The following is a 26,169-nucleotide window of genomic DNA, read 5'->3' as shown; positions in this document are numbered from 1 at the left end:
ATCTGTGATTTATCACAGTTAACTACTCGCTGACGAGGCGGTAGTGAATCATTAACAGAATATATTTGAGTTGAAATAATTGTTTAAACTCGTTTTAGTTGATGTTAGCAAGCAATTGTTAATGTTGAGTGAAATGAGCACTAGCGATAAAACTGAATCAAGCGTTTTGGTATATGAATTAAATTGAAGCTGTATGGTGATTAAGTTCACAGGCAACAAATAGAAGTGGTTAAGTCCACATTGTTGATCCTCCTTGTAGGGATTAACGACTGTTTGGGGTTGTATAGTCAAGTAATTAAGTGCATGTGGTGGATGCCTTGGCAGTCAGAGGCGATGAAAGACGTAATAGCCTGCGATAAGCTTCGGGGAGGCGGCAAATATCCTGTGATCCGGAGATTTCTGAATGGGGAAACCCACTTACCATAAGGTAGGTATCGCATGATGAATACATAGTCATGCGAGGCGAACGAGGGGAAGTGAAACATCTCAGTACCCTTAGGAAAAGAAATCAATTGAGATTCCCTCAGTAGCGGCGAGCGAACGGGGATCAGCCCATTAAGTTATATGTGTTTTAGCGGAAAGCTCTGGGAAGTGCTACCGTAGAGGGTGATAGTCCCGTACACGAAAGGGCACATATAATGATGACGAGTAGGGCGAGGCACGTGAAACCTTGTCTGAATATGGGGGGACCATCCTCCAAGGCTAAATACTCCTGACTGACCGATAGTGAACCAGTACCGTGAGGGAAAGGCGAAAAGAACCCCTGTGAGGGGAGTGAAATAGATCCTGAAACCGCATGCATACAAGCAGTGGGAGCCGACTTGTTCGGTGACTGCGTACCTTTTGTATAATGGGTCAGCGACTTATATTCAGTAGCAAGGTTAACCGTATAGGGGAGCCGTAGAGAAATCGAGTCTTAATAGGGCGTTTAGTTGCTGGGTATAGACCCGAAACCGGGTGATCTATCCATGAGCAGGTTGAAGGTTGGGTAACACTAACTGGAGGACCGAACCCACTGTCGTTGAAAAGCCAGGGGATGACTTGTGGATAGGGGTGAAAGGCTAATCAAACTCGGTGATAGCTGGTTCTCCCCGAAAGCTATTTAGGTAGCGCCTCGGACGAATACCATAGGGGGTAGAGCACTGTTTCGGCTAGGGGGTCATCCCGACTTACCAAACCGATGCAAACTCCGAATACCTATGAGTACTATCCGGGAGACAGACTGCGGGTGCTAACGTCCGTAGTCAAGAGGAAAACAATCCAGACCGCCAGCTAAGGCCCCCAAATTATAGTTAAGTGGGAAACGATGTGGGAAGGCATAGACAGCTAGGAGGTTGGCTTAGAAGCAGCCACCCTTTAAAGAAAGCGTAATAGCTCACTAGTCGAGTCGGCCTGCGCGGAAGATGTAACGGGGCTAAAACTATATGCCGAAGCTGCGGATGTATACTATGTATACGTGGTAGGGGAGCGTTCTGTAAGCCGATGAAGGTGTATTGAGAAGTATGCTGGAGGTATCAGAAGTGCGAATGCTGACGTGAGTAACGACAAAACGGGTGAAAAACCCGTTCGCTGAAAGACCAAGGGTTCCAGTCCAACGTTAATCGGGGCTGGGTGAGTCGACCCCTAAGGCGAGGCCGAGAGGCGTAGTCGATGGGAAATTGGTTAATATTCCAATACTTCTGTGTAATGCGATGAGAGGACGGAGAAAGTTAAGTCAGCCTGGCGTTGGTTGTCCAGGTGAAAGGCAGTAGGCATGCATCTTAGGCAAATCCGGGGTGCTCTATGCTGAGAGCTGATAGCAAGCTAGTTTACTAGCGAAGTGGCTGATACTATGCTTCCAGGAAAAGTCTCTAAGCTTCAGTTACACAGGAATCGTACCCTAAACCGACACAGGTGGTCAGGTCGAGTAGACCAAAGCGCTTGAGAGAACTCTGCTGAAGGAACTAGGCAAAATGGTACCGTAACTTCGGGAGAAGGTACGCTGCTGACGGTGATAGGACTTGCTCCTTGAGCTATTGGCAGCCACAGAAACCAGGCCCCTGCAACTGTTTATTAAAAACATAGCACTCTGCAAACACGAAAGTGGACGTATAGGGTGTGATGCCTGCCCGGTGCTGGAAGGTTAATTGATGGGGTTAGCGTAAGCGAAGCTCTTGATCGAAGCCCCAGTAAACGGCGGCCGTAACTATAACGGTCCTAAGGTAGCGAAATTCCTTGTCGGGTAAGTTCCGACCTGCACGAATGGCATAATGATGGGGGCGCTGTCTCCAGCAGAGGCTCAGTGAAATCGAAATCGCCGTGAAGATGCGGTGTACCCGCGGCTAGACGGAAAGACCCCGTGAACCTTTACTGCAGCTTGACATTGAACTTTGATCTTACTTGTGTAGGATAGGTGGGAGGCTTTGAAGTAGTGACGCCAGTTGCTATGGAGCCATCCTTGAAATACCACCCTGGTAATATTGAGGTTCTAACTCTGTCCCGTTATCCGGGACGAGGACCATGTCTGGTGGGTAGTTTGACTGGGGCGGTCTCCTCCTAAAGAGTAACGGAGGAGTACGAAGGTGCGCTCAGCGTGGTCGGAAATCACGCGTAGAGTATAAAGGCAAAAGCGCGCTTAACTGCGAGACCCACAAGTCGAGCAGGTACGAAAGTAGGTCTTAGTGATCCGGTGGTTCTGTATGGAAGGGCCATCGCTCAACGGATAAAAGGTACTCTGGGGATAACAGGCTGATACCGCCCAAGAGTTCATATCGACGGCGGTGTTTGGCACCTCGATGTCGGCTCATCTCATCCTGGGGCTGAAGCAGGTCCCAAGGGTATGGCTGTTCGCCATTTAAAGAGGTACGCGAGCTGGGTTTAGAACGTCGTGAGACAGTTCGGTCCCTATCTACCGTGGGCGTTGGAAATTTGAGAGGATCTGCTCCTAGTACGAGAGGACCAGAGTGGACGAACCTCTGGTGTACCGGTTGTGACGCCAGTCGCATCGCCGGGTAGCTATGTTCGGAAGGGATAACCGCTGAAAGCATCTAAGCGGGAAGCCTACCTCAAGATAAGATTTCCCTAGGACTTTATGTCCTCTAAAGAGCCGTTGAAGACTACGACGTTGATAGGTTGGATGTGGAAGTGCGGTGACGCATGAAGCTGACCAATACTAATTGCTCGTGAGGCTTGACTATACAACACCCAAGCAGTTGTATATGAAGCATCATTTGATTCATAAAAGATCAAACATACTTGATTTAGTTGTAAAGCTAGTTAAACTATTCAACTCAAATGTTCTGTTAAACTCATTTGGTACGAAGTAAGGCATTTAAATAAGACCCGAACAAGTCCATAACAGTTTGCTGGCGACAATAGCAAGAGTGAACCACCTGATCCCTTCCCGAACTCAGAAGTGAAACCTCTTAGCGCTGATGGTAGTGTGGGGTTACCCATGTGAGAGTAAGTCATCGCCAGCTTTTAAATCCATCGCCAGCTCAGTTTGCTGGCGACAATAGCAAGAGCGAACCACCTGATCCCTTCCCGAACTCAGAAGTGAAACCTCTTAGCGCTGATGGTAGTGTGGGGTTACCCATGTGAGAGTAAGTCATCGCCAGCTTTTAAATCTAAAACACCCCGATCTCTAGCGAGCGGGGTGTTTTTTTATGCCCAGATGAAAGAAAAAGATAAGAAATTAAGAAGCAAAATAAAAGCTCTAGCCTTAGCAGGAGCTTTTAAAGACCATTAAAAAGATTCTACTTAAACAATAAAATCATTAATCTTTAAAATGAACAGGAATCCATTGATAGCTCTTCCCATCTGCTGAGTAAATATGTCCAATGCCTGGGAATGGCAAATGTGGCGCTGCAATGGTCTGTCCATGTTTGGCATAATCTGCAAACTGCTTTAATCGGGTTTGAACAGCTGTTTTCGGGTCAATATCATATTCTATTGCTGTTTCTGGTTTATCGAATTGTACTGTATGAGAGTGGACAATATCTCCAATAAAAACAATATCTTCACCCGTTGTTTTTAGTTTGTAACTAAAATGTCCCGGGGTATGACCTGCTGTGTTGATCACTTCAAATCCGTTGATGTTGTCCCCCAGTTTAAAAGTCTTAAACTGTTTTTTAGCTTGATAGGGTGCAAGGGCGGCTTTGATCTTTTCTACAGTTGCTAAGTAATTGGCTCGTTTATCTTGTGCTATTTTTTCAGCCTGTTTCGGATTCAGCCAATAATTTGCTTCATCTTCAGAGACATAGATGGTGGCATTTGGGTAGTTTGTTATGCCATTTTTACTGACACCACAGGAATGATCAGGGTGTAAATGTGTCAGTAAAATCGTATTGACTTGTTCAGGTTGATGACCTGAAGCTTTGAGGTTTTTTAATACAGAGCCAAGATGCGCACCGAAACAATCTGCAGTACCGCTATCCACCAAAACCAGTGATTTACCTGTGTTAACTAAAAATGCATTCACCGATGTTTGTACACCTTTGGCTTGATCTGCATGATATTTCTTTAAAATTTCTTGAACCTTATCCTGTGAAATATCTTTAAATAGTGTGGGAGACATAAAGTTGGTGCCATCTAGCAAGGCGGTAATTTGTGTATTGCCCAGCTGATGTTGGTAAAACCCTGCTACTTGTGCTTGTTGTTCAATGATCGGTAATGTTTTGGTGACTTCTGCTTGTGATGTAAGAGGGAATAAGCCGAATAAAAGGACTGATAATGATAAGGTGGTTTTTTTCATTGGATTTGATCAGAATTAATTTAACGAATTATTTTTTAACATGGATTCATTCAGTATTACGCTTTTTATATATGAAAAAAAATCTACTTTTGTAAGCGAATTTTTTATTAATATGCACAATGATCGAATCAGCTATGTGAGGTCATTCATTTATATCCTGACGATTTCTGGCTCTTTTCCATTCAATAAAAGTACAAATCAGCGTTGTTGGTAGTATAAGGACAAACTGGAGGTAAAGAAAACTGAATAAAGGGGAAGGCGTGACTATAGCGATGATTAGAATAAAAGGGGCTAGCATAAAGCCTAAAAGACACCCATAGATCAAACTATAACGCCAAGAGGCTAACGCTAATTTACTTGCAAAAAAGTGTTTAAATAAGAGATTGGTAATGATGGCTGGAATGCACCCTAGGAGATAACCAAATGGAGTAATCAAGATGAATGCAGCGATCATTGGAAATATAATAGATGGTGTAATGAGTCCTTTTAAAAACCGCATTGGATTATAAAAAATAATTTCACTGTGAAATGTGATTGCGATAATAAATGTACCGATGAATGGACCACAGAGGATAAATGCAGATATTTTTCTTTTGTTATTTTTTGACATATCCATATTGAGGCTAGCCCCTTTTTTTCATTTTTATAATGATAGTGTAGTAAAACATTAGCATAAAAAAAGACTTCCGAAGAAGCCTTTTAGTGATTTATGATCGTCTAGGATGAGATAATCAATAATTAAGAAACTTTATCACCTGGTTTCGCACCAGATTCAGGTGAAATCACCCAAACACCATCACCATTTCCAGCAGCAAGCACCATACCATTTGAAATACCAAAACGCATTTTACGCGGCGCAAGGTTTGCAACCATAACCACCAATTTGCCAGTTAAGTCTTCAGGTTTGTAGAACTCACGGATCCCACTGAATACATTACGTGGTTCAGCTTCACCGACATTTAGAGTCAATTGAAGCAGCTTATCAGAACCTTCTACTGTTGTAGCTTCTAAGACTTCAGCAACACGCAAGTCGACTTTGATAAAGTCATCAATCGTAATGATTTCTGCTTCACCCACTTTGGCTTCAGGCTTTTTCTCTTTGTTTTTTTCAGTTTTCTTTTCTGCTTTTGCTGGTGTTGCAGCAGCTAAAGATTCTTTTGATGCATCGACCATTGCAGCAACTGCTTTTGGATCAACACGTTGCATCAATGGCTGGAATTGAGCAATTTCATGCGCAACTAAAACCGTTTTTCCTGAAGCAAAATCAAAACTTTCAAGTTTTAAGAAGTCTTGAACTTGTGTTGCCAAAGTTGGCAGTACTGGTGCCAAGTAAACAGCCAATTGGCGGAATAGGTTGATCCCAACAGAACAGACATCATGAACTTGTTGTTCCTGACCTTCTTGTTTTGCCAAAGCCCATGGTTTTTTCTCATCAATATACTGATTTGCACGATCAGCAAGTGCCATGATTTCACGTATAGCGGTTGAAAACTCACGCGCTTCATAAGATTGAGCAATTGAATCACCCGCATCAATGAAACTTTGAACCAGCTCAGGTTCAGCACATGTTGCAGACAAGCTATTGTTAAAATTGCTGTTAATGAATTTTGCACAACGACTGGCAATATTCACAACTTTTCCTACTAAATCTGAATTTACTTTTTGTACAAAGTCATCAAGATTCAAATCAGAATCTTCAACTTTATCAGAGAGTTTAGAAGCAAAGTAATAACGTAAATACTCAGGATTTAAGTGCTGTAAATAGGTTTCAGCTTTAATAAATGTCCCACGCGATTTTGACATTTTTTGACCATTTACAGTCAAGAAACCATTTACGAATAGACCTGTAGGGGTGCGGTAATTTGCACCTTCTAACATCGCAGGCCAGAACAACGCATGGAAATATACAATGTCTTTACCAATGAAGTGATACACCTCATTTTTAGAATCTTTTTTCCAATAGTCGTCAAAGCTTAATTCTGGGCGTTTCGTTTTGATGTAATTTTCAAAACTTGACATATAACCAATCGGGGCATCAACCCAAACATAGAAATATTTATTTGGTGCATCTGGAATTTCAAAGCCGAAATAAGGTGCATCACGAGAGATATCCCAATCGTTTAGACCATTTTCAAACCATTCATCCAACTTATTTGCGATCGAAACAGGTAAACGTCCTTCATCACGCGTCCATTTTTGCAAGTATTCGGCAAAGTTTGGGAGTTTAAAGAAATAATGATCTGATGATTTTTCAACAGGTGTCGCACCACTTAATGTTGAGCGTGGATTTAATAGCTCTGTCGCATTATAGGTCGTACCGCACACTTCGCATGAGTCGCCATACTGATCTTCTGATTTACATTTTGGGCAGGTCCCTTTAATGAAACGGTCTGACAAGAACATGCTTTTTTCAGGATCAAACAACTGAGTAACAGGACGAATCGCAATATTGCCTGCCTCACGGTTTTTAATATAGATTTCTTCCGAGCGTGCTTTATTTTCATCGCTATTGGTTGAATCATAGTGATCGAAATGTACGCCAAAGCCATCAAAATCACGAATATGCTCTTTTTGCACATTGGCAATTTGTGCTTCTGGACTAATCCCATTGGCTTCTGCACGGAGCATGATTGCTGTCCCGTGTGCATCATCCGCGCAGACATAAGTCACTTCATGACCCATTGCACGCATGGCACGAACCCAGATATCTGCTTGGATGTAGCCGAGTAGGTGACCCATATGAATAGGACCATTTGCGTATGGAAGGGCGTTAGTGACTAAAATATTTCGCACGGATATAACTCTCTTTCTCAAAGTTAATGCAAGGGCATTGATTTTAGCGTAATTGCTATGAAGATGCACAACAGAATAGGTGAATTCTTTTCAAATGTAGATTTTTACGCATATTCTTATATCTGCCAATTCATTATTATAGAATGACGTATTCGTGTATTTCCCAAGAGTAATAAATCTATGATTGATGATGAATATTTTGATGATGACCAGCCTGTAACCCGTATTCCACAAAATCAAAATAGTAAAAATCTGATTGAAAAAAATATTCTGAAACAAGCTGAACGCTATTTTGAAGAAATTTCTGAAGATGAACATCAGTATCTTATTGAAACACTCAATGGGTTTGCTCAAGAAGAGCCTTATTTTGAAGTTTTAGCCAATCAATTGGATCAGCCTGTAGGGGCTAAAATTGCCAATGACGCTCTCAATCTATTGCATTTTTGGCAATTGATACACGAAGCTGAAGATATTGCTCAGTTTAATCTTTTAGATGTGATCAATAATGCGTTTTTTCAGTCTGAGATGTTTAAAGCTTTTGATCAATTAGCGCTGGGTGAGCAGAAGCCACAATACCAAGCTGTGTTAGAACAAAGCTTTAAACTCTATCAATTAGAGTTGTATGCAGGATGTATTCCATTGCTTTATGCTCAATTGGAAGGTTTGTTAACGGCTGTTTTAGTTCAAAATGGTTATTTAAAACAACAGGACACCAAGTTTATTGATGTCTATAAAATCGTTCCTGGGTTAAAAGGTCATGAGATTAAAAGTTTGTGGCATAAAGCTAAAATTGCCAATGAATTGAATCATTATTTTTTAGAGTTGGCTGCTTATAAGATGGATAGTAGTTCAACGGTGAGTATGACACGGCATAATATTCTACATGGTACGGATTTGAATCATTTTAATCGGGGTCGCAGTTTCGTATTGTTTATTTGGCTATTTGCGGCAGTCAGTTTTATGGGAAATGTCCGATCATAAAGTTCCAATCGTGATGATTCTTCACCTAAACTTCACATCCTAATCAAACACGCTACATTTTAATTTTAGAAACTAACACCAAGATCGAAGAAGGAGAAAATCATGCGGTCTTGGTATGTATTTGTTGCTTCAGCATTTGCAAGTTTAGGGGCTGTTCTCAGTTTAGTTGTGCCATTTTGTCTTTTTCTATATTTTTATCAGGGCGATTTATTTATTTCAGCTTCTGAACGAACTTCAAGCCGAGGCATGGAAGTTGTATTGTATTTAACTCCATTTTTACTGCTGGTCGGGTTTTTTAGTTACACAGTTATTTTTAAAGTATTTAAAGTACCTCAAAAAATCATCGAAACAACACAGATTATAAAATCTATAACTTTGATCTTTATCATGATGTTAAGTTTTTTATTGTTAGTTTTATGTTTAGATGGTGCTCTATCTAGCTTTATCGAGGCATTGAGTTATTTAATCTTCGTTTATTTACTGTTATTGCTCCCGTTTTGTATCGGTCTAGTTCTCGGAAATGCAGTTTACTTCATTTTATGCAGAAAATTTAATGCGCAGAATATGTTTAGAAAACAAGTACATCATTGGGTTTAAATTTGCGTTTCATGTTATGTTCGAACTTCGATATCAATAAGAAATTACCTATGCTTAAACTGATTGCCGAAGACTTTATCCAAGTGGATAAAATTGATTTAGTTTTACCTTTATATCAACAATTAGTTGAGCAAACTAAACGAGAAGCGGGCTGTATTGCCTATGATTTATATCATGATTTACGCAATACAGGGCATTTTGTATTTATTGAGGAATGGGTGGATCGAGCTGCTTTAGATGCCCATGTTCAATCCTCCCATTTTCAGGATTTAGTCCCGCAAATTGATCAACATAGAAGACAAGACGGAATTTTTACCCATATGCAGCATTATGATGAATTGTTTAAAAAATGAATATTTAGCATTCATCTTCAATCATTTTCTTAATCTTGATTGCCTTTTCAAAATGATCAAGCTGATGGGTTTTAATCCACCATTCTGCCACTTGCATTAGGGTTTCTGGATCGTCATTTTTATTGGCAAAGAATGCATAAAAAGATAAACCAACATCATCTCCCTTTTTGGCAATTTTATCATTACAGACTCGGATAATTTTTTCTTTCATTAACTGTTGCATTAAATAGACTCGGTATTTGTTTTGATTCAATGATTTTCAATCAATCAGAATAGGCTATTTTATTCATTTTGAAACAAAAAAACACATCGCTACAAACTGTGTATGAATTGTTAAAGAAATGCATCTTTTTACATTTTATGGAGTTTCAGTTGTTATAACTAGGGTGAGACTTAATTAAATAGGAAGAAAATCATGACAAATTTAGACGATTTAAAAAACAAAGCTTCTGAAGTAATTGATGATGTGAAGTTAAAAGCCAAAGAAGCAAAATTAGGTGCTGAAAAGGTTGCAGATGACCTCAAACATAAAGCAAAAGAAACACTGCTTAAAGGTGAGCAAGCTGTAAATGATTTGAAGCACAAAAAAGATGATGAAAAGTAATTTGAACAATCACTGAACAGCGCCACGCTGTTCAGTGATACTTTTTAATTAAGGTTCTTTACGAATCCACTCAATTTCACGAATCTGATTATTCACCACCGTAAAAGTATAAGTTACATTCTCAATCTCATAGATATAGTTGGATACGGTAACCGTCGTTTTACCTTCTTTACGTTCATAAGTGTTCATTGAAATTGGAGATTGGCCAATACGTGTCGACATTTCCGTTAAACTATCACCTACAGAAACCAATTGCCCTGAAGATGTACGCACCGCAGTTGTAGAGGTTCCAGCAACAGCTGAACTCGAAATGATTACAGAAAAAACTAAAAATAATAGAGACTTCATAGACCTACCTTATTATTGTCAAAAACCACACAAAGTTGTTATTTACCCAACGTGACTATAGCTATTTTTTATCCAGTATTTGTATGGGAATTATTAAGAAGGCGTTTGTCATAGAAATCTAAATCGCAAAAACTAAAAGTTCATTCTGAACAATGAGATAAAATGATTGAATAGATTATTTTGGATGCTAAACCAACTAAATCAATAGGATTAATAACAACATTCAAAAAGCTGAATAGAAGTTTGCTTAACCTCAGGTCAATTTACAGTTAAACTATCTGTTCTCAGTATTTATTGTATTTGCAAATTTGGAGCAAATCTATGTCGTGGCTTTCTTCGCTTAAATCAGTTTTTTCTCCTGCGCAGGAGGTGAAAGAGGAAGAAGTCCAATCTGTTTTGCAAAACTATATTTTGCCAAATTCAAATGTCTTAAAAGATCGTATTACTCAAGTGAATGTTGTAGGCCGAGTATTACAACTAACAATTAATACTTATCCTGAAGAGTCAGATCATTTACAAAAAATTCATGATGATCTCGCCGATGCATTGGAGAAGTGCGGTATTCAAGAGTTGAATTTGCATGTGATTCAACAAAAAATTCAACATGATTCGAGTTGTGGCAATGATCAGCATGGAAAAGCAGGGCATAGTTGCGCTTCAAAGCCAAAAGAGCAACATCCTAATCTTCCTCCAGTTGTCGATGCTTCTGCTAAAATGGCAAATACACAAGAAGACCCTAATAATCCGCCGATTCAAAAAGCAGTACCACAACAACGAGATATTCCGAAGCACCCTCGAATTCAAAATGTGATCCTCATATCATCGGGTAAAGGTGGTGTGGGTAAATCAACCACCACAGTAAATATCGCATTGGCTTTACACAAATTAGGCTTAAAAGTCGGGGTTTTGGATGCTGATATCTATGGTCCAAGTATTCCAACAATGCTGGGTAATGCTGGACAAACACCTAAGATAGAAGGTGAAAATTTTGTACCATTAGAAGCTTATGGCATGGCGGTACTTTCGATCGGTCATTTGATTGGGAAAGAAAATACACCAGTTGCTTGGCGTGGTGCAAAAGCCACAGGTGCATTGATGCAACTGTTTAATCAAGCGCTATGGCCTGATTTAGATGTTCTGGTTATCGATATGCCACCTGGTACAGGTGATATTCAATTAACCCTTGCCCAGCGTATTCCTGTCACTGGCGCTGTGATTGTGACGACACCACAGAATGTAGCCTTGATGGATGCAGTGAAAGGGATTGAATTGTTTAATAAAGTGCATATTCCAGTTATGGGTGTGGTAGAAAATATGTCGACGCATATTTGCTCAAACTGTGGTCATGAAGAACAAATTTTTGGTACTGGTGGCGGAGATCAATTGTCTGAGCAATATAATATTCCGTTGCTGGGTCGATTGCCTTTAAATGTTCAAATTCGTGAAAATGCTGATGCTGGTAAACCTTCTGTGATTGCAGGAGATGTTGCTGCAGAAAACTATATGGCTATTGCTGAAAAAATCGCACAAGCTTTACCTAAAGCCGAAAAAGATCCACATAGAATTTTCTAAGAATTGACCTCTCAAGCGCCCTCTCTTTATTTTAGCAATTGAATTAAAGAGAGGATATTTGAGAATGGATCAATGAAATATTTAAACTTACTCGATAATAATGTTTTATAGGTACTGCCCATTTTTAGTATCCCAAAGAAATTCAAATAATTTCTGTTAAATATGAAGGGTATGGTACAAATAGGGTTGATGAACAGGCTATGCTAAGTTAATTAAAGTTATTCTTAATTCAAAAATAAAATTTAAAAGACCTTCGCTTTAATATCTATATAAAAATATAGAAAATTGATCAACTGGTATATTCATTGCTTAGGTATAATTTCTTATTTAAACCATTGAGTAGACCATGCTATTAAAAAAAATCTTATGTGCTTTGGGAGTCTGTAGTTCGATGTTCTTGGCTGCATGTAACGATAGTGATTCAGATAAAACCAGTTCTAATTCAACTACACAGAAATCATTACAACCCATCATCATTCAAGGTGCTTTACCTGTAGAGTCTGAGCAAATGGCCTCAAAACTAAGCAATTCTACAGTCGAAACGTTCGGTGGTTGGACGTTTTGGAAAGGAACCTATCAGGGTTATCCGGTGATTATCTCTAAAACAAGAATGGGAATGAGCAACTCTGCTGCCGCAACAGCAATTGCGATTGAACGTTATAAACCCATCGCGATTATTAACCAAGGAACATCAGGTGGACATGATCCTGATCTTAATGTCTATGATATTGTTTTAGGTCGTTACACCACCAATATTGGTGCATTTAGAACACCTAAAAAAGCGGTTGGAGAGGGTTCGAATTCTCTTGAATGGACAGAAGCTTTTGATGTGCTGCCTACGGATGAGTCTGATCCTGAACCGATTGCGATTCGTAAATTTGAAGCAGATAAAGATCTGTTATTGGCAGCACAGCGTGCAAAAACCAATTATAGCAAGGGCCGTGTGGTTGAAGGTACTATTGGTTCAGCCGATGTTTGGAACAATGAATTGGACCGAATTGCATTTTTCCATAAAAATTATGGCACTTCTGTAGAGGAAATGGAGGCGGCATCTGTGGCACAAATTGCCAGCCAATATAGAGTACCGTTCCTTGGTGTTCGTATTTTATCGAACAATATTACCAACGGGGGCGCATATGATCCAGGTACTGGAGAAGCATGCCAGCATTATGTTTTAGATGTGGTTGTTGAATATATGAAAGCTAAACAAGCAGCTTTAAAGTAATTTTTATCAAAATAAGTTGGAGTTTGCTTAGAGAGTTTTGGGCTGTTTTTTACGGCTATTCCACTTTTTAATCACGCTCCAACGCCAGTAAATACGTGTCGCAATAAAGAGTAGCGATGCAAATACAAATGCTTCAATAAATAAACCTGTAGCAAGAATTTTGGCTAGGCTAAAATCAATATGCCCATGGCCAAAGTTTTTGATCCAATGAATGATTTGATGGAAAACACCGAGTAACATTTCCTTATTGATCATATGTACATGATAAATTTTGGAACCAATCCAAAAGGCAAAAATCAAAATTGGTACAATGGTTAAGGGATTCATGATCCAGGCTAAAATTAAACCAATCGGTAAGTTTGCTTCAAAGAATAAAACTGAAAAAATAATTAATAAGGTGTGGAATGGGATAGGCAAGATGCCCCAAAAGGTACCAATAAACATTGCTTTAGAAATCGATTTTCGATTGACATACCAAAGCTGAGGACTTAAGGCTTTATCGCCAAAAATCTTCATGAATTTCAAATTGTTGACTCGCTCTGGACTAGGGAGCCAAGACTGAAAAAAATGCTTTGCCATAAAAGTAGAAAATGCAAGAAAGGTAACTATTGTGCATCAATGTAGATAAAAACGACAACCTTCCTGACAAAAAACCTAATGAGTAAGAGAGAAATATGGATAAAGAATAGTCAATAAAACTGAAAATTTACTTAAAAAGCCCTTGATTCATGCCTAAGACTGTCTGTAACGGAACTACTTGTTATTTTACCGATAATCAGTGTGCTATTTGGGAATAAACTTACTGATTTAAAAGGTATTATTATTGATTTTAAAGTTTGATTTTGGACATAAAAACAGCATTTCTTTGATCAGTGACTTTGCAGTTTTTATCTGATTTTAAGTTTTTAAAGCATTGAAAATAAAATATATTTTCATTTCGGATAATGTTCTTCAATAAGTTCTCTTACAATTATTTTTTTGCCAATTCAATTTAAAAGATTTAATCTGCGATCAATCCATTGATGAGGTCATTTAATGATTTCATGGTTTTTTATTGGCTTGGTGGTGACGATTCTTTTGACACCAGGACCAACCAATACGCTTTTAGCATCTTCTGGAATTCAAGTTGGAATTCGAAAATCTCTTGCATTAATTCCAGCGGAAGCGCTTGGCTATCTTATCTCCATTACCATTTGGGGGTTAATTATTGGATCTGTGTCTAAACAGTTTCCAAGTGTACCTGTTATTCTTAAATTATTTAGCGCAGGCTATATTTTATTCCTGGCTTTAAAATTATGGCGTACAGCAAATCGAGATGAAAACTTTAATCATGCGACAATTCGGGCGCGTGAGTTATTTTTTGCAACCCTTTTAAACCCGAAAGCACTTCTTTTCGCTTCTGCAATTTTCCCAACACATGTATGGCAAAATGCGTCTGCTTATACTTCACATATGTTGGTGTTTTTATTATTAATCGTACCCATTGCATTTTTTTGGACATTTATTGGTTCTGTGATTTGCAGTAATAAAGTGACGTGGCTCAATCAGCGCAATATGCAAAGAACTGCGTCTTTAGTTTTAGTGAGTTTTACTGTACCACTGAGCTATTCAGCACTTTTAAGCCTTTAACAATCGATTATAGTTGAACTTAAGTTTGTACGTTTACTTACAGACTTGGGGTGCTCTATTTCGTCATAAACATTCCTTTCAAAAGCAATTTCAGTTAAAGTACAGCGCAGTAAATAGCACAGTTTTGGGATAGAGATAAATGGCAATTAAGTCTGATCGTTGGATTCGTGAAATGAGCGAAAAGCACGGTATGATTGAACCGTATGCAGAAAACCAAGTGCGTTATGATGAACAAGGTGAAAAGCTGATTTCTTATGGCGTATCTAGCTATGGTTATGACGTACGTTGTGCACGTGAGTTTAAAGTCTTTACCAATGTTCACTCTGCTATTGTAGACCCTAAAAATTTCGATGAGCGTAGTTTTATCGACATTGAATCTGATGTCTGTATCATCCCTCCAAATTCATTTGCATTAGCACGTACTGTTGAATATTTCCGTATTCCACGTAATGTTTTGACGATTTGCCTAGGTAAATCGACTTATGCGCGTTGCGGTATCATTGTAAATGTAACGCCACTTGAACCTGAGTGGGAAGGTCACGTGACATTAGAGTTTTCAAATACGACGAATTTACCTGCGCGTATTTATGCTGGTGAAGGTGTTGCTCAAATGCTATTTTTTGAATCTGATGAAGTTTGTGAAACATCTTATAAAGATCGTGGTGGTAAATACCAAGGTCAGGTTGGGGTAACCTTACCTAAAGCTTAAATTAAAAATGAGCTAAAAGAAGCAAGTGTAAATCACTTGCTTTTTTTATGTATATATCAACATGATAAATATGTTTAATATATTATTTTTCAATAAAAATTTTTAAATAAAATCATAATTAAACATAACCAAATGAGATTTAAATGTATTTAAAATTATTGTTTTTTATCGGAAAGTGTAAAAAAATATCGGTATAAATTTTAATCTATGATATAAAAAGATGCTAAATATAAATGTGATTTATATCATTTTATTTTTTCAAGATTTGAAGGATAATTTAGCGTTGGTATAAAAATAAGGTCAAGCTTTGCTAAGGATGGAAGCGTACAATGTTCGAAAGAAAATATTTAAGTGTTGTATTACTAATATTGAGTGTTTTAGCAATGAGTACGACTCATGCTGCGACTTTGCAGGCATTGACTGACGAACAATTGTCAGAAACGACAGGTCAAGCACTCATGAGTTTGACTTATATTGCACCAACAGATACTGCGAATTTAGAGGCTCGCCGCACAGGTGGGGATAGTACTGTTGGGTTTTATAAACTAGGTTTAGAAGCGACTGTCGAATTAAATGCAAATATCAAAAAACTTCAATTAGGTTGTGGTGGTACCAATGGAAGTGGTGCTTGTGATTTAGATTTAGATAGTGTTTCTTTTGGTTGTATTACAGGGGCAGCAGGCTATTGTATTACATCTGCAACAACAAACCCGAATCAACCTACTGGCATTGATAGTAATAATGCCATTAGTAATCAAAAGAATATGAAGGATTTTGTCTTAACAAATCCTTATTTTCAATTTGCAATTAAAAATCCTAATAGTGCCTCTACTCGAGAAGTTGTTGGTATACGTATAGGAGCAGAAAAAGCAGAAGGCCCATTATCTATCGGTAATTTAAATAGTTTTAGTGGATATTTTACAGGAAAGGCAAATTTAACAATGTTAGGTGAAACAAATGTTTCTCCTGTAAGCTCAACAACCTGGAATTCAAGAGCGATATCAACACCTAGTGCTTTTCTAGGATTGGATGATGCTACAATTTTAAACCTAGGTTTAGCTTCAGTAAAATATAGTGAAATTACTGCAAATTATTCAACTGTAAGTAGAAATGGTTTAGCTGTTTCTGTCGTTGGGAACCGTGTTAGTCAAGCAAAAATAATAGGTTTGGACTTAAGTTCCGTTGTAGATGATATTATAAATGGTACTTCAACCACTTCAGCATTGGAGTTAAATACCAGTAACTCTTGTGTAAGGATTATTGGTATTTGTTCTGGATCTTTTGGTGCAAATATTGGTAATGCTTTATTACCAGTGTTAAGAGGCGGTATTTCCGATTATATTAAACAACAGTTAGCAACAGGATTAGGCACTTCTGTTTCGGGATTGAGCACTTATCAAATGCCTTATAATTTAAGTAACGTGCATCAAATAGATGTGAATTCAAATACTTTTGGTATTGCTCTATCTGCACAAAATTTACAATATCCTGACTATGCAGCAGCAGTGAGTAAAGGTTGGAGTATGTATCTTCAAGATGCTTTTACGCTTAATATTTCAGATAAAGTAAGTAATCTTGTGAGTAATATTGCTTCAAGTTCAAATGCGAAAGATGGAAATATTACTTTATTAGAACAGCCTTATCGTAATTGTTATGGTTCATTAAAATTCTGTTAATTTTTTATTGGTTTATAGTGACTTCAAAGTAAAAGGACTAAGCCCTGTGGAGTACAGGACTCAGTCCTTGAAAACCCCTTAATTAATCCGTCCAACATATAGGGGGCAGATCATTCAATGGGTTTTTTATAGTTTAAATTGTATTGCCACAGATGTCTGTCGTTCCAACTGGATAGGTGAACTGAAATTTATTTTTATCGGTGATGAGTTCTACAGAATATTCTTTTCCAATATTCGGAGAATTTTGCCCAATATCATAATAACTAAAACCATTTGTAAAGGCTAAATTAATAAATTTACTGGGGTTCGAAGAAATATATCCCTGATTGATTCCATTATAAATAATGCCAACTTGATTTGAGTTTTGATTTACATAAATACCAATTTTTTGATACCCATCTGATGTATTGGATACTGGCAGTTCTATAAGCCCATTGTTGCCATCGTTGGTACTGCCCACCACAAAGATGACTTTATCAGGAGCAGCACTACCTTGTAAGTGATTGGCATACATCACTACGATTTGGTTTTTACCACCATTGTAATAGGCATCTGCATAATTGGGATACATAATAATCTGTTCATTATTAGGTAATAAAGTTGTAGGTACTTTAATCTTATATTCATAAGCAAAGATTCCACTTTGCGGCACTGTTAGTCCATTATTTTGCCCTGAAATAGCAGCACTATTTGCAGCAACAAACATTTGTGGTGAACTGGTGCTTGCCACAGTAAAAGATGTTTTTTGCCCAATGATGCTTGGGAATTTTTGAAAACCTTGAAATGGTACTGAAATTTGTGTTTGAGTTGCATCAAAATCATAACTACATGCAGCCCAACTGCTTATACAGATTGAATTTATCATTAAGCCGCATATCATTCTTTTCATGGTGTATTCCTTTTTATTTTGAGATTTTACTATAAAGTTAAAATTGAATAGATGTGAAAATATCCGATAAAAAGGTTCAAAAAATTTAAATATTAAACAGCGACTTCAAGTAGATTTATTTTAATTAAAAGGTTTAAATTATATTTTATCTATGTTTTTAGTTTTATATTTATAATTGAATTTAAATGTATTTTTAACAATGATGAGTTTAAATTTCTATTTTTCTATGCTTTGAAATCCTATTAGGTATCTTAACTTTTTAACAAAAATTACAGTCGTTTTGTCGGAAATTTAACCTGTATTTGAAAGCATTATGATAGATTAATCACATTATATTTCTCTATTGAAAACTAAAATACATTTCCATAACAGTAAGAGCCTAAATTATATGAAGTTTATCTAAGATTAGGTTTGGTTGTTGGAATAATAGAGTTTCACAATTTTGAACATAATCTAAGGATAAGGAGATGTTCATGCTTAAAATTAAGGCTTTGTGTGTAACACTTTTTTCATTCAGTGTCTTTGCAATGTCTGCTGTATATGCACAGCCAACAACCTTAAAAAGTATGTCTGATGAACAACTGTCTGAAACGACAGGTCAAGCTTTAATGAGTTTGACTTATGTTGCACCCACCGATTCAGCAAATATGGAAGCGAAACGGACAGGTGGTGATAAAAATATTGGATTTTATAAGCTAGGTCTAGAAGCTGAGCTTGAGTTAAATGCCAATATTAAAAAATTACAGTTAGGTTGTGGTGGCGTTAACGGCGCAAATGGTTGTGATATTGATATTGATAATTTAGGTTTAAGTGGCTTAGGAAACTCTGCAACATCAAATACTGGTAGCGATGCTGATCGTGCTGCACGTGTAGGATCAAGTGCTGTTTTAACCAATCCTTTTATTCAATTTGCAATTAAAAATCCAGGAAGCGCTTCTACACGACAAGTCGTGGGAATAAATTTAAGCTCTGAAAAAGCAGTGGGACTACTGACGTTTGGTACAGAAAATAGTAGTACAAAAAATGGAATTAATTCCTTAAGTGGATATATGCAAGTTGCTGCTACCACAGGAACAGCATTGGTTAATGGTTTTGGTACAAGTACTATTGCTGGAGAAGCAGCCAGAACACAGTTAAGGCAATCTGATGGTTATAATGCAATTAACGGTAAGGCTTGTTGTCTTTTTTTTGTTGGAAATTTAGATTTTACCACAACAGCATACAACTTAAATTTGCGTGACCAAGCAACGGGCAGTAATATTTTAAAAGGAGATTTGGTTTTAGAACAGCAAGCTATAACTGGTAAGCGTATTAATAGTGCGCTCCTGAAAGCAAGTGCAAATGTTCGCGATATTGATTTAACAGGCAATATTATTGCCAATGTAATCGGGTTAAATTTAAATAAGGAAACACAGGGGACTATCAAAAATTTAACAGTTGATGTGGATATCAATGAGGATTTGGGATATTTTCATAAGGCCAGTTTAAATGGGACGCCTGCTTCCTTATCTTTGCAAGGACAAGATATTCAATGGACTGGAAATAAATCAGTTGCACAAAAAGGATGGTGGTTAGAATTTTCCAATCCGATTGATATTGGAAAGATTGATCCGACTGATCGGGTAGATATTCCTAAAGCCACATTAAATGAAGTGATGAATCAAGTAAGTACATATTTGCAAGAAAAGCCAGTACAGTGTGGTCCAGTGGGATTGTTAAATTGTCTTTTAGGGAGTTCTATTCCTTTAAAAGAGGTGGATTTGGCAAATGCACCTAGACCTAATATGACATTAAATAACTTACAATTAGCTAAACAGGATTTTACTCCAAACTGTTACGGCTCATTAAAGTTTTGTTAATAATTAGATGGTTATTATGCTTTGACAGTAATTGTGCCAAACCTTATGGCTGGTTTCTTGTTTAAAAAGATTCATTTGTCGGAAATGATAGATTTTAACCAAAAAAACTTTGTCATAATTAAAAAAATTACATAGTATGAAGTGTGATAGACATAACAAAACTGTATAAACAAGGATATGTGTTTTTGTGCAGTTTGAAGTCGGAAATTTAAGAAATAAAATAAAATATGGTGCGGAGCATCGTATAACACAGGAAGGTCGTGGATGACTACACTCAATTATACGGTAAAATTTCATAAAACCGTTTTGGTGAGTTTGATTGGTTTATGCTTAAGCCAATCTTGCTTCGCACTCGAAGAAATGTCTGATGAAAAGTTAAGTGATACCACAGGCGAAGGTATTGCCTTATTGCCTAGAGACACTTATATGGTTTTTCAGGGCGCTGGAGTAAACCAAACTCAAGATACTGTGCTTACAAATCGTAGTTTAGACACTGGCTATATCTATTATGTTCCTGTGGGACCATTGTCATCAATCGTTCAAGATACCAATAAAGATGGTGTTGTGAATGCCAGTGACCATTCAGTCGGCAAAGCTGATTTATATCTATATGGTTTGGCGTTGTCAAAAAATGCAAGCAATAATGCCAACCTTAGATTAGATGCGGGATCAACCAATGGCGTAGCGAACGCTGCGATTAAAAGCTGGGGAACTGCAACCAACCCTTGGATATTCAATGTAAAAACAGATCTCAATGTACCTGACTTTGGTACAGGTGCAGGTTCTGTGACGTATTTAAATTTTGAAGCGCCGTTATATGAAAATTTATATTCATTTGCTGCTGATAAGAAAACAGTGACCACCAGTGCTTTTGTCAATGATGTTGGTGGGGAAGATGCATATAACCTTAAACTTGCATTTTGGGCAGATGGTTTTGTACGCGATCAAAGTAAGGCTGACAAAGATCCAAATCAATTTAATCTAGGCGAGGGGTTTAGTACCACTGCGACGGGGCGAGCAAACCGTATTCGCTTACAAGGTATCTTTAACGGTTTTGGATTAAATGGCAGTAAAATTCAATTATTCCAAACGCTCGGTGGTGCTACAAATACGGGTGGTATGAGTGCTTTTTATAACAATACTTTAGGTTTGGCTGGTGTTATACGATTAAATAGTGGTGATGGTTCAAAATTATTGGGAACATCTACAGCAAACTCATGGACTGCTCCAGCGAATTTGATGAGCCATGTTTTTAGAATTAGCACTCAGGAATGTGGGGTTGGTAACTTAAATGGTTGTACCACTCCTTCAGCACAAGATATCTTGTCGACTCCAGCAATTAATGGCGGAACAGCACCGACTTTTTCAGATAAAGAAGGTATTTATATTTATAATTTGAATACCAATTTGGTGCTCGGTTCATTATATCAGCCTTTGATTCTCGGGTCAGATGGAACAAACTTTAGTATAGAGCTGGCTAGAATCCCAAATAAAGAATCAATTTATAAGAAGATCTATACAGATTATACAGGGGCGGATACTTCATATACAGGTTCTACTTGTAATGTTTATAACTGTGGCACAAGTTCAATAGCGGGTTATCAAGGCAGTTCGGCAACACACAGTAGTATTAGTATAGGTACTGTTTATAGTATGGATGCAGGGAAGACTTTACTTGCAGATAAATCTGCAGGTGCTGTAGGGGTTTCATTTAATCAGTTAAATAATGCGACCAGTTCAAATGCACAGAATAACTTAGGATCAGCCTTGATTGATGGAATGCTAATTCAGCATATGAAAATAACCACCAAAGGCCTATAGGATAGGAAGAACTATAATGAAAAAAACAGTAATTCTTATTTTAACTAGCTTGGTGAGTTTTCATTTGGCAGCGATGGAGGCTTTAACTGATTCAGACATGCAGCAAGTTGAAGGGCAAGCTGGTGCAGATTTATCTTTAAAATTGGTACTGAATCAAATTAATGCAAGTGATTCATATTACACCACAAATAATGCCTATAAGTTTGATAATGGGTCTGGCGGTATTTGTGAGAAATTACAATTTTGCCATTTGGCATTGTCTGTCAATAATCGATATGTTGATGCAAATGGTTTAGCTAGTAGTACTGAAGGGAACAAACTTTGGGTCGTCTTTAAAGGTGTACAAGGAACGATTAATATTCAGAAATTGGGTTTGGATGGCGTTGATTTGGTCTATAAAAATACCACAGCTATGCAGATGATCAAACCCGCAATTCAGTTATCTTTTGATGCGAATCAACCGATCCAAATTCGTAATTTTGGATTTAATTCTCTTTCTATAGAAAAAGATGATTTCACCAGTAAAACTAATCCAGATGGGACAGTTACGGAAAGTTCATCGGGTGCAACAGAAGGCCAGTATGGTTATTTAAAAGCCAATAAATATGTAGCAAAACCTCAAACAACGGGTTTTAATGGCTCTACCGCAGATAATTATGATGTTGGTCGAGAAACGGGCTTTATGGGGGTACAAATGAACGGTAATCTTGTGCTGCAGGGCAAGCTGATGATGTTTAGTTGTGATTCTACAATGAATAAGCGTTGCTAAAATAAATCTGAGGGTTTAGGGATGAACATTAAAAAACAACAATATGGAAAAAGATTTATTTTAAATACATTGGCTTTGAGTTTGTTGGCTATACATGCACCTGTTTATGCATTACAAGCTTTAGATGATAGCGATTTAAGAAACGTAAATGGTCAGGATGGCGTACATATAGAGGCTAGCTTAAAAGAAGCCAATATTAAAACATTGTACTGGACAGATCAGGCAGGTCGCGCAGAAGCAGATGCAACCAGTCAAGCGCTCGTTGCAACAGCAGATACGGTTAAAATACAACAGAGCAATACTTCTACAGATCCATTAAAAGCAGATATCAAGCTTAATATGGGCACTGTTGCGGGCAAAACTGGAGTGAATTTAGATTTATCACTCTCTCCTATGCTGATGACCGTCGATTCATTTCGTGTTTGTGATAGTGATCCAAGTGGGGCGCGTTGTAGTGCAAAATTGGGTAATTTAGCGGTACAGACGGCTTCAAATACCAGTATTGGATTAAAAACAAGCAATGGTCTTTTAAGTAAAACAGATCAAGTTGAGCTAACTTTAGGGCTTCAAAATGCCAACATCTATTTAGGCCAAAGTAGTGCCACAAATCAATTAAATCAACTGATTTTAAAGAATTTTAACTTTAACTTTAAAGGAAAAGGTTTTGCGTTTATCGATGCAGCTGAAGGCTTTAAATTACAAACGAATTCTGGAACTAATATCGCGGGTGCAAATCAGGCACCAGATACGAACTATGGTTATGTGGATTTAACCCGTGTGGTTGATCCAGCTTCATTAAAGGCGGGTTTTATAAACACAGGCAGTTATGGAAATGGGACTTCCACAACCAATGCGGGTTTAAATCTTGAAATTATGGTGAATAATAAAGGGATCAATCCTACATCGCTTTATGATGTCGATAGCTATAATACCCCAACAGGTGCTAAAGGGCTGATTCGCGTGGGTGCCAGTGGGCGTATGGTGAATGGTTCATTGCAATTTCGTGGTGTACAGAATGCCAGTAGTTTAATTGGTTCTGCTGTTAATTCGAGTGGTGCAGACACTGGAAAAGATATTGTTGGTGGTTCTGGTATCGCATTTCGTATGAAGACGGATTTCACCAAAGAAGGTGACACCATGCTTGCTGGTGGTGGCGATGCAACCACTTTGGAAATTGGTGGTGCTGGATTAAATAGTTACGGTTTTGAGTTTGGTAATTTAACCGGTTTACAAAAGGGAACGCGTGCTTCTTTTGACACAGGGAATGTTTTTTTAAACCTTACCGACTCTAAGCAAGTTACGATACCTGTAAACACAACCTTCCAAAATTCAAGTTTTGGTAATGGCCAAGCTTTAACCAATTTAAGTGATTATAAACAAGATATTTATACGACCCTATCAGCGGGTAATCGTCCTTATGCTGTGGTCGCTTCAATTCGTGGTGGGGAATTCCAAGCCATCTCTAGACGAGGGAGATTTACCACTGCCGCTGGTGTTGCTGCTGGTAACTTATTTACAGAGAGTGGTTTAAATAATCAGTGGGGACTGGCTTTACCCTTTTATAACTTAAATGCCAATTTAGCGATGTATGGTACAACCGTTGATGCTGATAAAGCCTATTATTATTCAGCAGATGGTGCGAAAAGCAGTGTCTCGAATACAGCTGGTATGCAAACCTCTAGACTCGGTTTTTCTTTAGGTTTAAGTACAGAGGGTGTGGATAAAAATGGTACAACTAAGCTTGGCAATAAAACAACCTCGATTCTGGTGATTGATGGTGGTCAGGTGAAAAATGATGCAGGTATTCCAATTGCGGGTACCTCTAAAGACTATTATTTAGGTTTAAGAAACATCGATATGTTGCTGAAAGGTAATGGCAGTATTGGAGTTGAAAACGGAAGTTTAAATTTAAGTTTAAAAAATATGTTGGTGGTGATGGCAGCTGAAGTTGCGGCAGGTTATTTACCTGGAACAACCTATGCATCATGTGCAGGTGGTATTGCGACAGCAAGTGTCGCTTGTGGCAACAAGGGAGCATCTGATTCCAATAATTTCGCCAAAAGTGATGATGTCTTGTTTGGTCTAAAACTTCGCTTTGGTGGTGATATGGATTTGTCACTTATTCCAAATAGTGAAATTAAAGCAGATGGCACAGGCAATCGTTTAACTGTGGTCGGTGATTTAAAATTAGCAGCTACAAATAACACCATCCAGATTAGTGATCCTGTCAATGGTTCTATACTCGGTTTAGATAACTTGACGGGTGATATTCGCTTTAACAATGCTATTGTGCTCAGTAAAAACTCAACGAGTGGGACGGGTCAGGTTGGATTTAATGCAAGTTTACAATTTAATCCAACACAGTCAGTCGGCGGTGTATTTAGAGCAAGAGATTTAAATTTCTATCCTCCATCTATAAATGGTGCTTTAGTATCAGGTGCGCGCTTAGGTGAAATTGCGTTAACAGGAGGCCGGTTGACCAGTGAATTCAACATTGTTCCACGGAATTAATTCGTTATTGGTCGGCTTGTGCTTTTATCGTACAGAATTTCTGATTAGACTGTGATGTGGTAGGCAGTATATAAATTTTCCTAAGGATTAGGATAATGAAAAAAAATAGAAACCTAGGATGTATATCATTATTGATACTGAGTCCAATTGCGCTGGCAATGGAACCTATGGATGATCAAAGTCTTTCCCAAACAACGGGGCAAGATGGGATAAATGTTGGTATAAATCTGAGTAAAGTTCAACTCAATCAAATTTCAATTATTGATCGTGACGGATTAGGCTCAACTGTGAACGATGCAAATAAAGCATCGCTGGTTCTTGCGGGTAAAAGTGCTGGTACGGTTGCTGATCAAAGCGTTAATATCACTTTTCTAGGTGCTTCAAATACCCCAACCATGAATATAGTTATGGATACCGATGGGGGCGCTACAGGTGGAGCAAGTGGTAAACCTTTTGCCAATATTGGAATGAGCTTCGGAAGCAATATTACGGGGATTAAAGTTTCACCATTTGCGCTTTACTTGGCTGGAGCGAGTTCATCTTCAGGGCCTGCTGGATATCAATCTATTTTTACAGGGACCAGTGAAAAATCCGATGTCATTAAATTTTTAAAACTGAATGATGGTTTTGATATCAACTTTGCTGCAGCCAAACCAACCATTAATTTACAGTTAGGTAATGCACCTCAAGGGCGTATGATTGCTTTTGGTGGTGCAATTCAATCGATTTGTGGTACGGGATCAGGCTGTGCTATTGCACTTTTATCGGATGATAGCGATATTGGTGCAAATTTTAACTTCCAATTAACTGGAACAGATAAGGTCAATGGTTTTTCATTAAACGGTTTCTATGCTGGCGTTGAACCAACAGGTTTTGTCTTTGGTAATACGGGAGAATCGAGTAAGTTTGATCTGGGTATCAATCAGATGATTATGGGAACGAGTGGGGCAAGTGCGGCAGGGACTTTTAATGGTCTGCAAAACGGCTCGATGGGGAACTTTGGGGCAATTGGAACTTCAGTTACAGATTTAAAGGTAAAAATTAACGGGCTGTAATGATGGTTTATAAAATACCAAAACATAAAAACCCTATAAGTTGTTC

The 26,169-nt window shown here is 38.0% G+C and carries 21 protein-coding genes and 3 rRNA genes; 17 read left to right on the top strand and 7 right to left on the bottom strand.

Going from position 1 to position 26,169, the window contains the following annotated elements:
* Positions 1-285 precede the first annotated feature (285 nt).
* From ASC84_RS12880 to rrf (ASC84_RS12870), 3 genes are all read left to right on the top strand, one after another.
* Positions 286-3,176, top strand: a 23S ribosomal RNA gene (locus ASC84_RS12880).
* Positions 3,177-3,343: 167 nt separating this feature from the next.
* Positions 3,344-3,458, top strand: a 5S ribosomal RNA gene (gene rrf / locus ASC84_RS12875).
* Positions 3,459-3,483: 25 nt separating this feature from the next.
* Positions 3,484-3,598, top strand: a 5S ribosomal RNA gene (gene rrf, locus ASC84_RS12870).
* Between the two features lie 156 nt (positions 3,599-3,754).
* On the opposite strand, the gene ASC84_RS12865 is transcribed toward rrf (ASC84_RS12870), so the two are convergent.
* The 3 genes from ASC84_RS12865 to metG all read right to left on the bottom strand — a co-directional run bounded on the left by ASC84_RS12865 (position 3,755) and on the right by metG (position 7,525).
* On the bottom strand, positions 3,755-4,732 hold the full coding sequence (locus ASC84_RS12865; RefSeq protein ID WP_056515271.1) for an MBL fold metallo-hydrolase: 978 nt from the start codon (positions 4,730-4,732) through the stop codon (positions 3,755-3,757).
* A 142-nt stretch (positions 4,733-4,874) separates the two neighbouring features.
* Positions 4,875-5,348, bottom strand: coding sequence for a hypothetical protein (locus tag ASC84_RS12860; protein ID WP_056515267.1), 474 nt, complete (start codon positions 5,346-5,348; stop codon positions 4,875-4,877).
* Positions 5,349-5,470: 122 nt separating this feature from the next.
* Positions 5,471-7,525 carry a methionine--tRNA ligase gene (metG, locus tag ASC84_RS12855; protein ID WP_056515264.1) on the bottom strand — a complete coding sequence of 685 codons (2,055 nt, stop codon included), beginning with the start codon at positions 7,523-7,525 and terminating at the stop codon, positions 5,471-5,473.
* A gap of 180 nt (positions 7,526-7,705) precedes the next feature.
* On the opposite strand from metG, the gene ASC84_RS12850 reads away from it, so the two are divergent.
* The 3 genes from ASC84_RS12850 to ASC84_RS12840 all read left to right on the top strand — a co-directional run bounded on the left by ASC84_RS12850 (position 7,706) and on the right by ASC84_RS12840 (position 9,456).
* Positions 7,706-8,506 (top strand): hypothetical protein, encoded by an 801-nt coding sequence (locus ASC84_RS12850; protein WP_056515260.1) that lies wholly within the window; start codon positions 7,706-7,708, stop codon positions 8,504-8,506.
* 102 nt (positions 8,507-8,608) lie between these two features.
* Positions 8,609-9,103, top strand: a complete 495-nt coding sequence (locus ASC84_RS12845; protein WP_056515257.1) for a hypothetical protein — start codon at positions 8,609-8,611, stop codon at positions 9,101-9,103.
* A 50-nt stretch (positions 9,104-9,153) separates the two neighbouring features.
* The gene (locus ASC84_RS12840) at positions 9,154-9,456 is read left to right on the top strand and encodes a putative quinol monooxygenase (RefSeq protein ID WP_056515254.1); all 303 of its coding nucleotides are present in this window, start codon (positions 9,154-9,156) and stop codon (positions 9,454-9,456) included.
* Positions 9,457-9,460: 4 nt separating this feature from the next.
* Here the strand turns inward: ASC84_RS12840 and ASC84_RS12835 are convergent, their stop codons facing one another.
* The gene (locus ASC84_RS12835) at positions 9,461-9,679 is read right to left on the bottom strand and encodes a DUF6500 family protein (RefSeq protein ID WP_056515251.1); all 219 of its coding nucleotides are present in this window, start codon (positions 9,677-9,679) and stop codon (positions 9,461-9,463) included.
* A 192-nt stretch (positions 9,680-9,871) separates the two neighbouring features.
* Here ASC84_RS12835 and ASC84_RS12830 point away from each other — a divergent pair, with 192 nt between their 5' ends.
* Positions 9,872-10,060: a hypothetical protein gene (locus ASC84_RS12830; RefSeq protein WP_004723829.1), complete on the top strand. Its 189-nt coding sequence runs from the start codon at positions 9,872-9,874 to the stop codon at positions 10,058-10,060.
* Between the two features lie 48 nt (positions 10,061-10,108).
* Here ASC84_RS12830 and ASC84_RS12825 read toward each other — a convergent pair whose 3' ends face one another.
* Positions 10,109-10,408: a hypothetical protein gene (locus ASC84_RS12825; RefSeq protein WP_056515248.1), complete on the bottom strand. Its 300-nt coding sequence runs from the start codon at positions 10,406-10,408 to the stop codon at positions 10,109-10,111.
* Positions 10,409-10,729: 321 nt separating this feature from the next.
* Here ASC84_RS12825 and apbC point away from each other — a divergent pair, with 321 nt between their 5' ends.
* Both apbC and ASC84_RS12815 read left to right on the top strand, forming a co-directional pair.
* The gene (apbC, locus tag ASC84_RS12820; RefSeq protein WP_056515245.1) at positions 10,730-11,980 is read left to right on the top strand and encodes an iron-sulfur cluster carrier protein ApbC; all 1,251 of its coding nucleotides are present in this window, start codon (positions 10,730-10,732) and stop codon (positions 11,978-11,980) included.
* A gap of 346 nt (positions 11,981-12,326) precedes the next feature.
* Positions 12,327-13,205 carry a 5'-methylthioadenosine/S-adenosylhomocysteine nucleosidase gene (locus ASC84_RS12815; RefSeq protein WP_056515242.1) on the top strand — a complete coding sequence of 293 codons (879 nt, stop codon included), beginning with the start codon at positions 12,327-12,329 and terminating at the stop codon, positions 13,203-13,205.
* 27 nt (positions 13,206-13,232) lie between these two features.
* On the opposite strand, the gene ASC84_RS12810 is transcribed toward ASC84_RS12815, so the two are convergent.
* Entirely contained in the window at positions 13,233-13,784 is a 552-nt protein-coding gene (locus tag ASC84_RS12810) for a DUF2062 domain-containing protein (RefSeq protein WP_056515239.1), read from the bottom strand.
* A gap of 456 nt (positions 13,785-14,240) precedes the next feature.
* Between ASC84_RS12810 and ASC84_RS12805 the strand changes: the two genes are divergently transcribed.
* The 3 genes from ASC84_RS12805 (at position 14,241) to ASC84_RS12795 (ending at position 17,219) form a co-directional block, all read left to right on the top strand.
* Positions 14,241-14,834 (top strand): LysE family translocator, encoded by a 594-nt coding sequence (locus ASC84_RS12805; RefSeq protein WP_004723817.1) that lies wholly within the window; start codon positions 14,241-14,243, stop codon positions 14,832-14,834.
* Between the two features lie 139 nt (positions 14,835-14,973).
* Complete coding sequence (dcd, locus tag ASC84_RS12800) at positions 14,974-15,543, top strand: dCTP deaminase (RefSeq protein ID WP_056515236.1); 570 nt, start codon at positions 14,974-14,976, stop codon at positions 15,541-15,543.
* Positions 15,544-15,872: 329 nt separating this feature from the next.
* The gene (locus ASC84_RS12795; RefSeq protein WP_056515234.1) at positions 15,873-17,219 is read left to right on the top strand and encodes a hypothetical protein; all 1,347 of its coding nucleotides are present in this window, start codon (positions 15,873-15,875) and stop codon (positions 17,217-17,219) included.
* A 133-nt stretch (positions 17,220-17,352) separates the two neighbouring features.
* Here the strand turns inward: ASC84_RS12795 and ASC84_RS12790 are convergent, their stop codons facing one another.
* Positions 17,353-18,108, bottom strand: coding sequence for a DUF4882 family protein (locus ASC84_RS12790; RefSeq protein WP_056515232.1), 756 nt, complete (start codon positions 18,106-18,108; stop codon positions 17,353-17,355).
* A 473-nt stretch (positions 18,109-18,581) separates the two neighbouring features.
* Between ASC84_RS12790 and ASC84_RS12785 the strand changes: the two genes are divergently transcribed.
* The 5 genes from ASC84_RS12785 (at position 18,582) to ASC84_RS12765 (ending at position 26,123) form a co-directional block, all read left to right on the top strand.
* Positions 18,582-19,967: a hypothetical protein gene (locus ASC84_RS12785; protein ID WP_056515230.1), complete on the top strand. Its 1,386-nt coding sequence runs from the start codon at positions 18,582-18,584 to the stop codon at positions 19,965-19,967.
* Positions 19,968-20,231: 264 nt separating this feature from the next.
* Positions 20,232-21,788: a hypothetical protein gene (locus tag ASC84_RS12780; protein WP_056515226.1), complete on the top strand. Its 1,557-nt coding sequence runs from the start codon at positions 20,232-20,234 to the stop codon at positions 21,786-21,788.
* Positions 21,789-21,804: 16 nt separating this feature from the next.
* The gene (locus tag ASC84_RS12775) at positions 21,805-22,557 is read left to right on the top strand and encodes a DUF6160 family protein (RefSeq protein WP_056515223.1); all 753 of its coding nucleotides are present in this window, start codon (positions 21,805-21,807) and stop codon (positions 22,555-22,557) included.
* Positions 22,558-22,578: 21 nt separating this feature from the next.
* Positions 22,579-25,068: a DUF6160 family protein gene (locus ASC84_RS12770; protein WP_056515221.1), complete on the top strand. Its 2,490-nt coding sequence runs from the start codon at positions 22,579-22,581 to the stop codon at positions 25,066-25,068.
* A gap of 95 nt (positions 25,069-25,163) precedes the next feature.
* Positions 25,164-26,123 (top strand): DUF6160 family protein, encoded by a 960-nt coding sequence (locus ASC84_RS12765; protein WP_056515217.1) that lies wholly within the window; start codon positions 25,164-25,166, stop codon positions 26,121-26,123.
* The last annotated feature ends 46 nt before the right edge of the window (positions 26,124-26,169 follow it).

Origin of the sequence: Acinetobacter sp. Root1280 (genome assembly GCF_001425285.1) — a bacterium.
In the GTDB taxonomy this organism is placed as follows: domain Bacteria; phylum Pseudomonadota; class Gammaproteobacteria; order Pseudomonadales; family Moraxellaceae; genus Acinetobacter; species Acinetobacter guillouiae.
The sequence above is the reverse complement of the archived record's forward strand: the minus strand, read 5'-3'. Positions and strand labels throughout refer to the sequence as shown.

Excerpts from the sequence above, each read along its gene's own strand:
- ASC84_RS12815 (WP_056515242.1), top strand. The coding sequence starts at position 12,327 with ATGCTATTAAAAAAAATCTTATGTGCTTTGGGAGTCTGTAGTTCGATG.
- ASC84_RS12795 (WP_056515234.1), top strand. The coding sequence starts at position 15,873 with ATGTTCGAAAGAAAATATTTAAGTGTTGTATTACTAATATTGAGTGTT.
- ASC84_RS12865 (WP_056515271.1), bottom strand. The coding sequence starts at position 4,732 with ATGAAAAAAACCACCTTATCATTATCAGTCCTTTTATTCGGCTTATTC.
- ASC84_RS12840 (WP_056515254.1), top strand. The coding sequence starts at position 9,154 with ATGCTTAAACTGATTGCCGAAGACTTTATCCAAGTGGATAAAATTGAT.
- ASC84_RS12850 (WP_056515260.1), top strand. The coding sequence starts at position 7,706 with ATGATTGATGATGAATATTTTGATGATGACCAGCCTGTAACCCGTATT.
- ASC84_RS12825 (WP_056515248.1), bottom strand. The coding sequence starts at position 10,408 with ATGAAGTCTCTATTATTTTTAGTTTTTTCTGTAATCATTTCGAGTTCA.
- ASC84_RS12830 (WP_004723829.1), top strand. The coding sequence starts at position 9,872 with ATGACAAATTTAGACGATTTAAAAAACAAAGCTTCTGAAGTAATTGAT.
- ASC84_RS12805 (WP_004723817.1), top strand. The coding sequence starts at position 14,241 with ATGATTTCATGGTTTTTTATTGGCTTGGTGGTGACGATTCTTTTGACA.
- dcd (WP_056515236.1), top strand. The coding sequence starts at position 14,974 with ATGGCAATTAAGTCTGATCGTTGGATTCGTGAAATGAGCGAAAAGCAC.
- ASC84_RS12810 (WP_056515239.1), bottom strand. The coding sequence starts at position 13,784 with ATGGCAAAGCATTTTTTTCAGTCTTGGCTCCCTAGTCCAGAGCGAGTC.
- apbC (WP_056515245.1), top strand. The coding sequence starts at position 10,730 with ATGTCGTGGCTTTCTTCGCTTAAATCAGTTTTTTCTCCTGCGCAGGAG.
- ASC84_RS12765 (WP_056515217.1), top strand. The coding sequence starts at position 25,164 with ATGAAAAAAAATAGAAACCTAGGATGTATATCATTATTGATACTGAGT.
- ASC84_RS12835 (WP_056515251.1), bottom strand. The coding sequence starts at position 9,679 with ATGCAACAGTTAATGAAAGAAAAAATTATCCGAGTCTGTAATGATAAA.
- ASC84_RS12860 (WP_056515267.1), bottom strand. The coding sequence starts at position 5,348 with ATGGATATGTCAAAAAATAACAAAAGAAAAATATCTGCATTTATCCTC.
- ASC84_RS12775 (WP_056515223.1), top strand. The coding sequence starts at position 21,805 with ATGAAAAAAACAGTAATTCTTATTTTAACTAGCTTGGTGAGTTTTCAT.
- ASC84_RS12790 (WP_056515232.1), bottom strand. The coding sequence starts at position 18,108 with ATGAAAAGAATGATATGCGGCTTAATGATAAATTCAATCTGTATAAGC.
- ASC84_RS12780 (WP_056515226.1), top strand. The coding sequence starts at position 20,232 with ATGACTACACTCAATTATACGGTAAAATTTCATAAAACCGTTTTGGTG.
- ASC84_RS12785 (WP_056515230.1), top strand. The coding sequence starts at position 18,582 with ATGCTTAAAATTAAGGCTTTGTGTGTAACACTTTTTTCATTCAGTGTC.
- ASC84_RS12770 (WP_056515221.1), top strand. The coding sequence starts at position 22,579 with ATGAACATTAAAAAACAACAATATGGAAAAAGATTTATTTTAAATACA.
- ASC84_RS12845 (WP_056515257.1), top strand. The coding sequence starts at position 8,609 with ATGCGGTCTTGGTATGTATTTGTTGCTTCAGCATTTGCAAGTTTAGGG.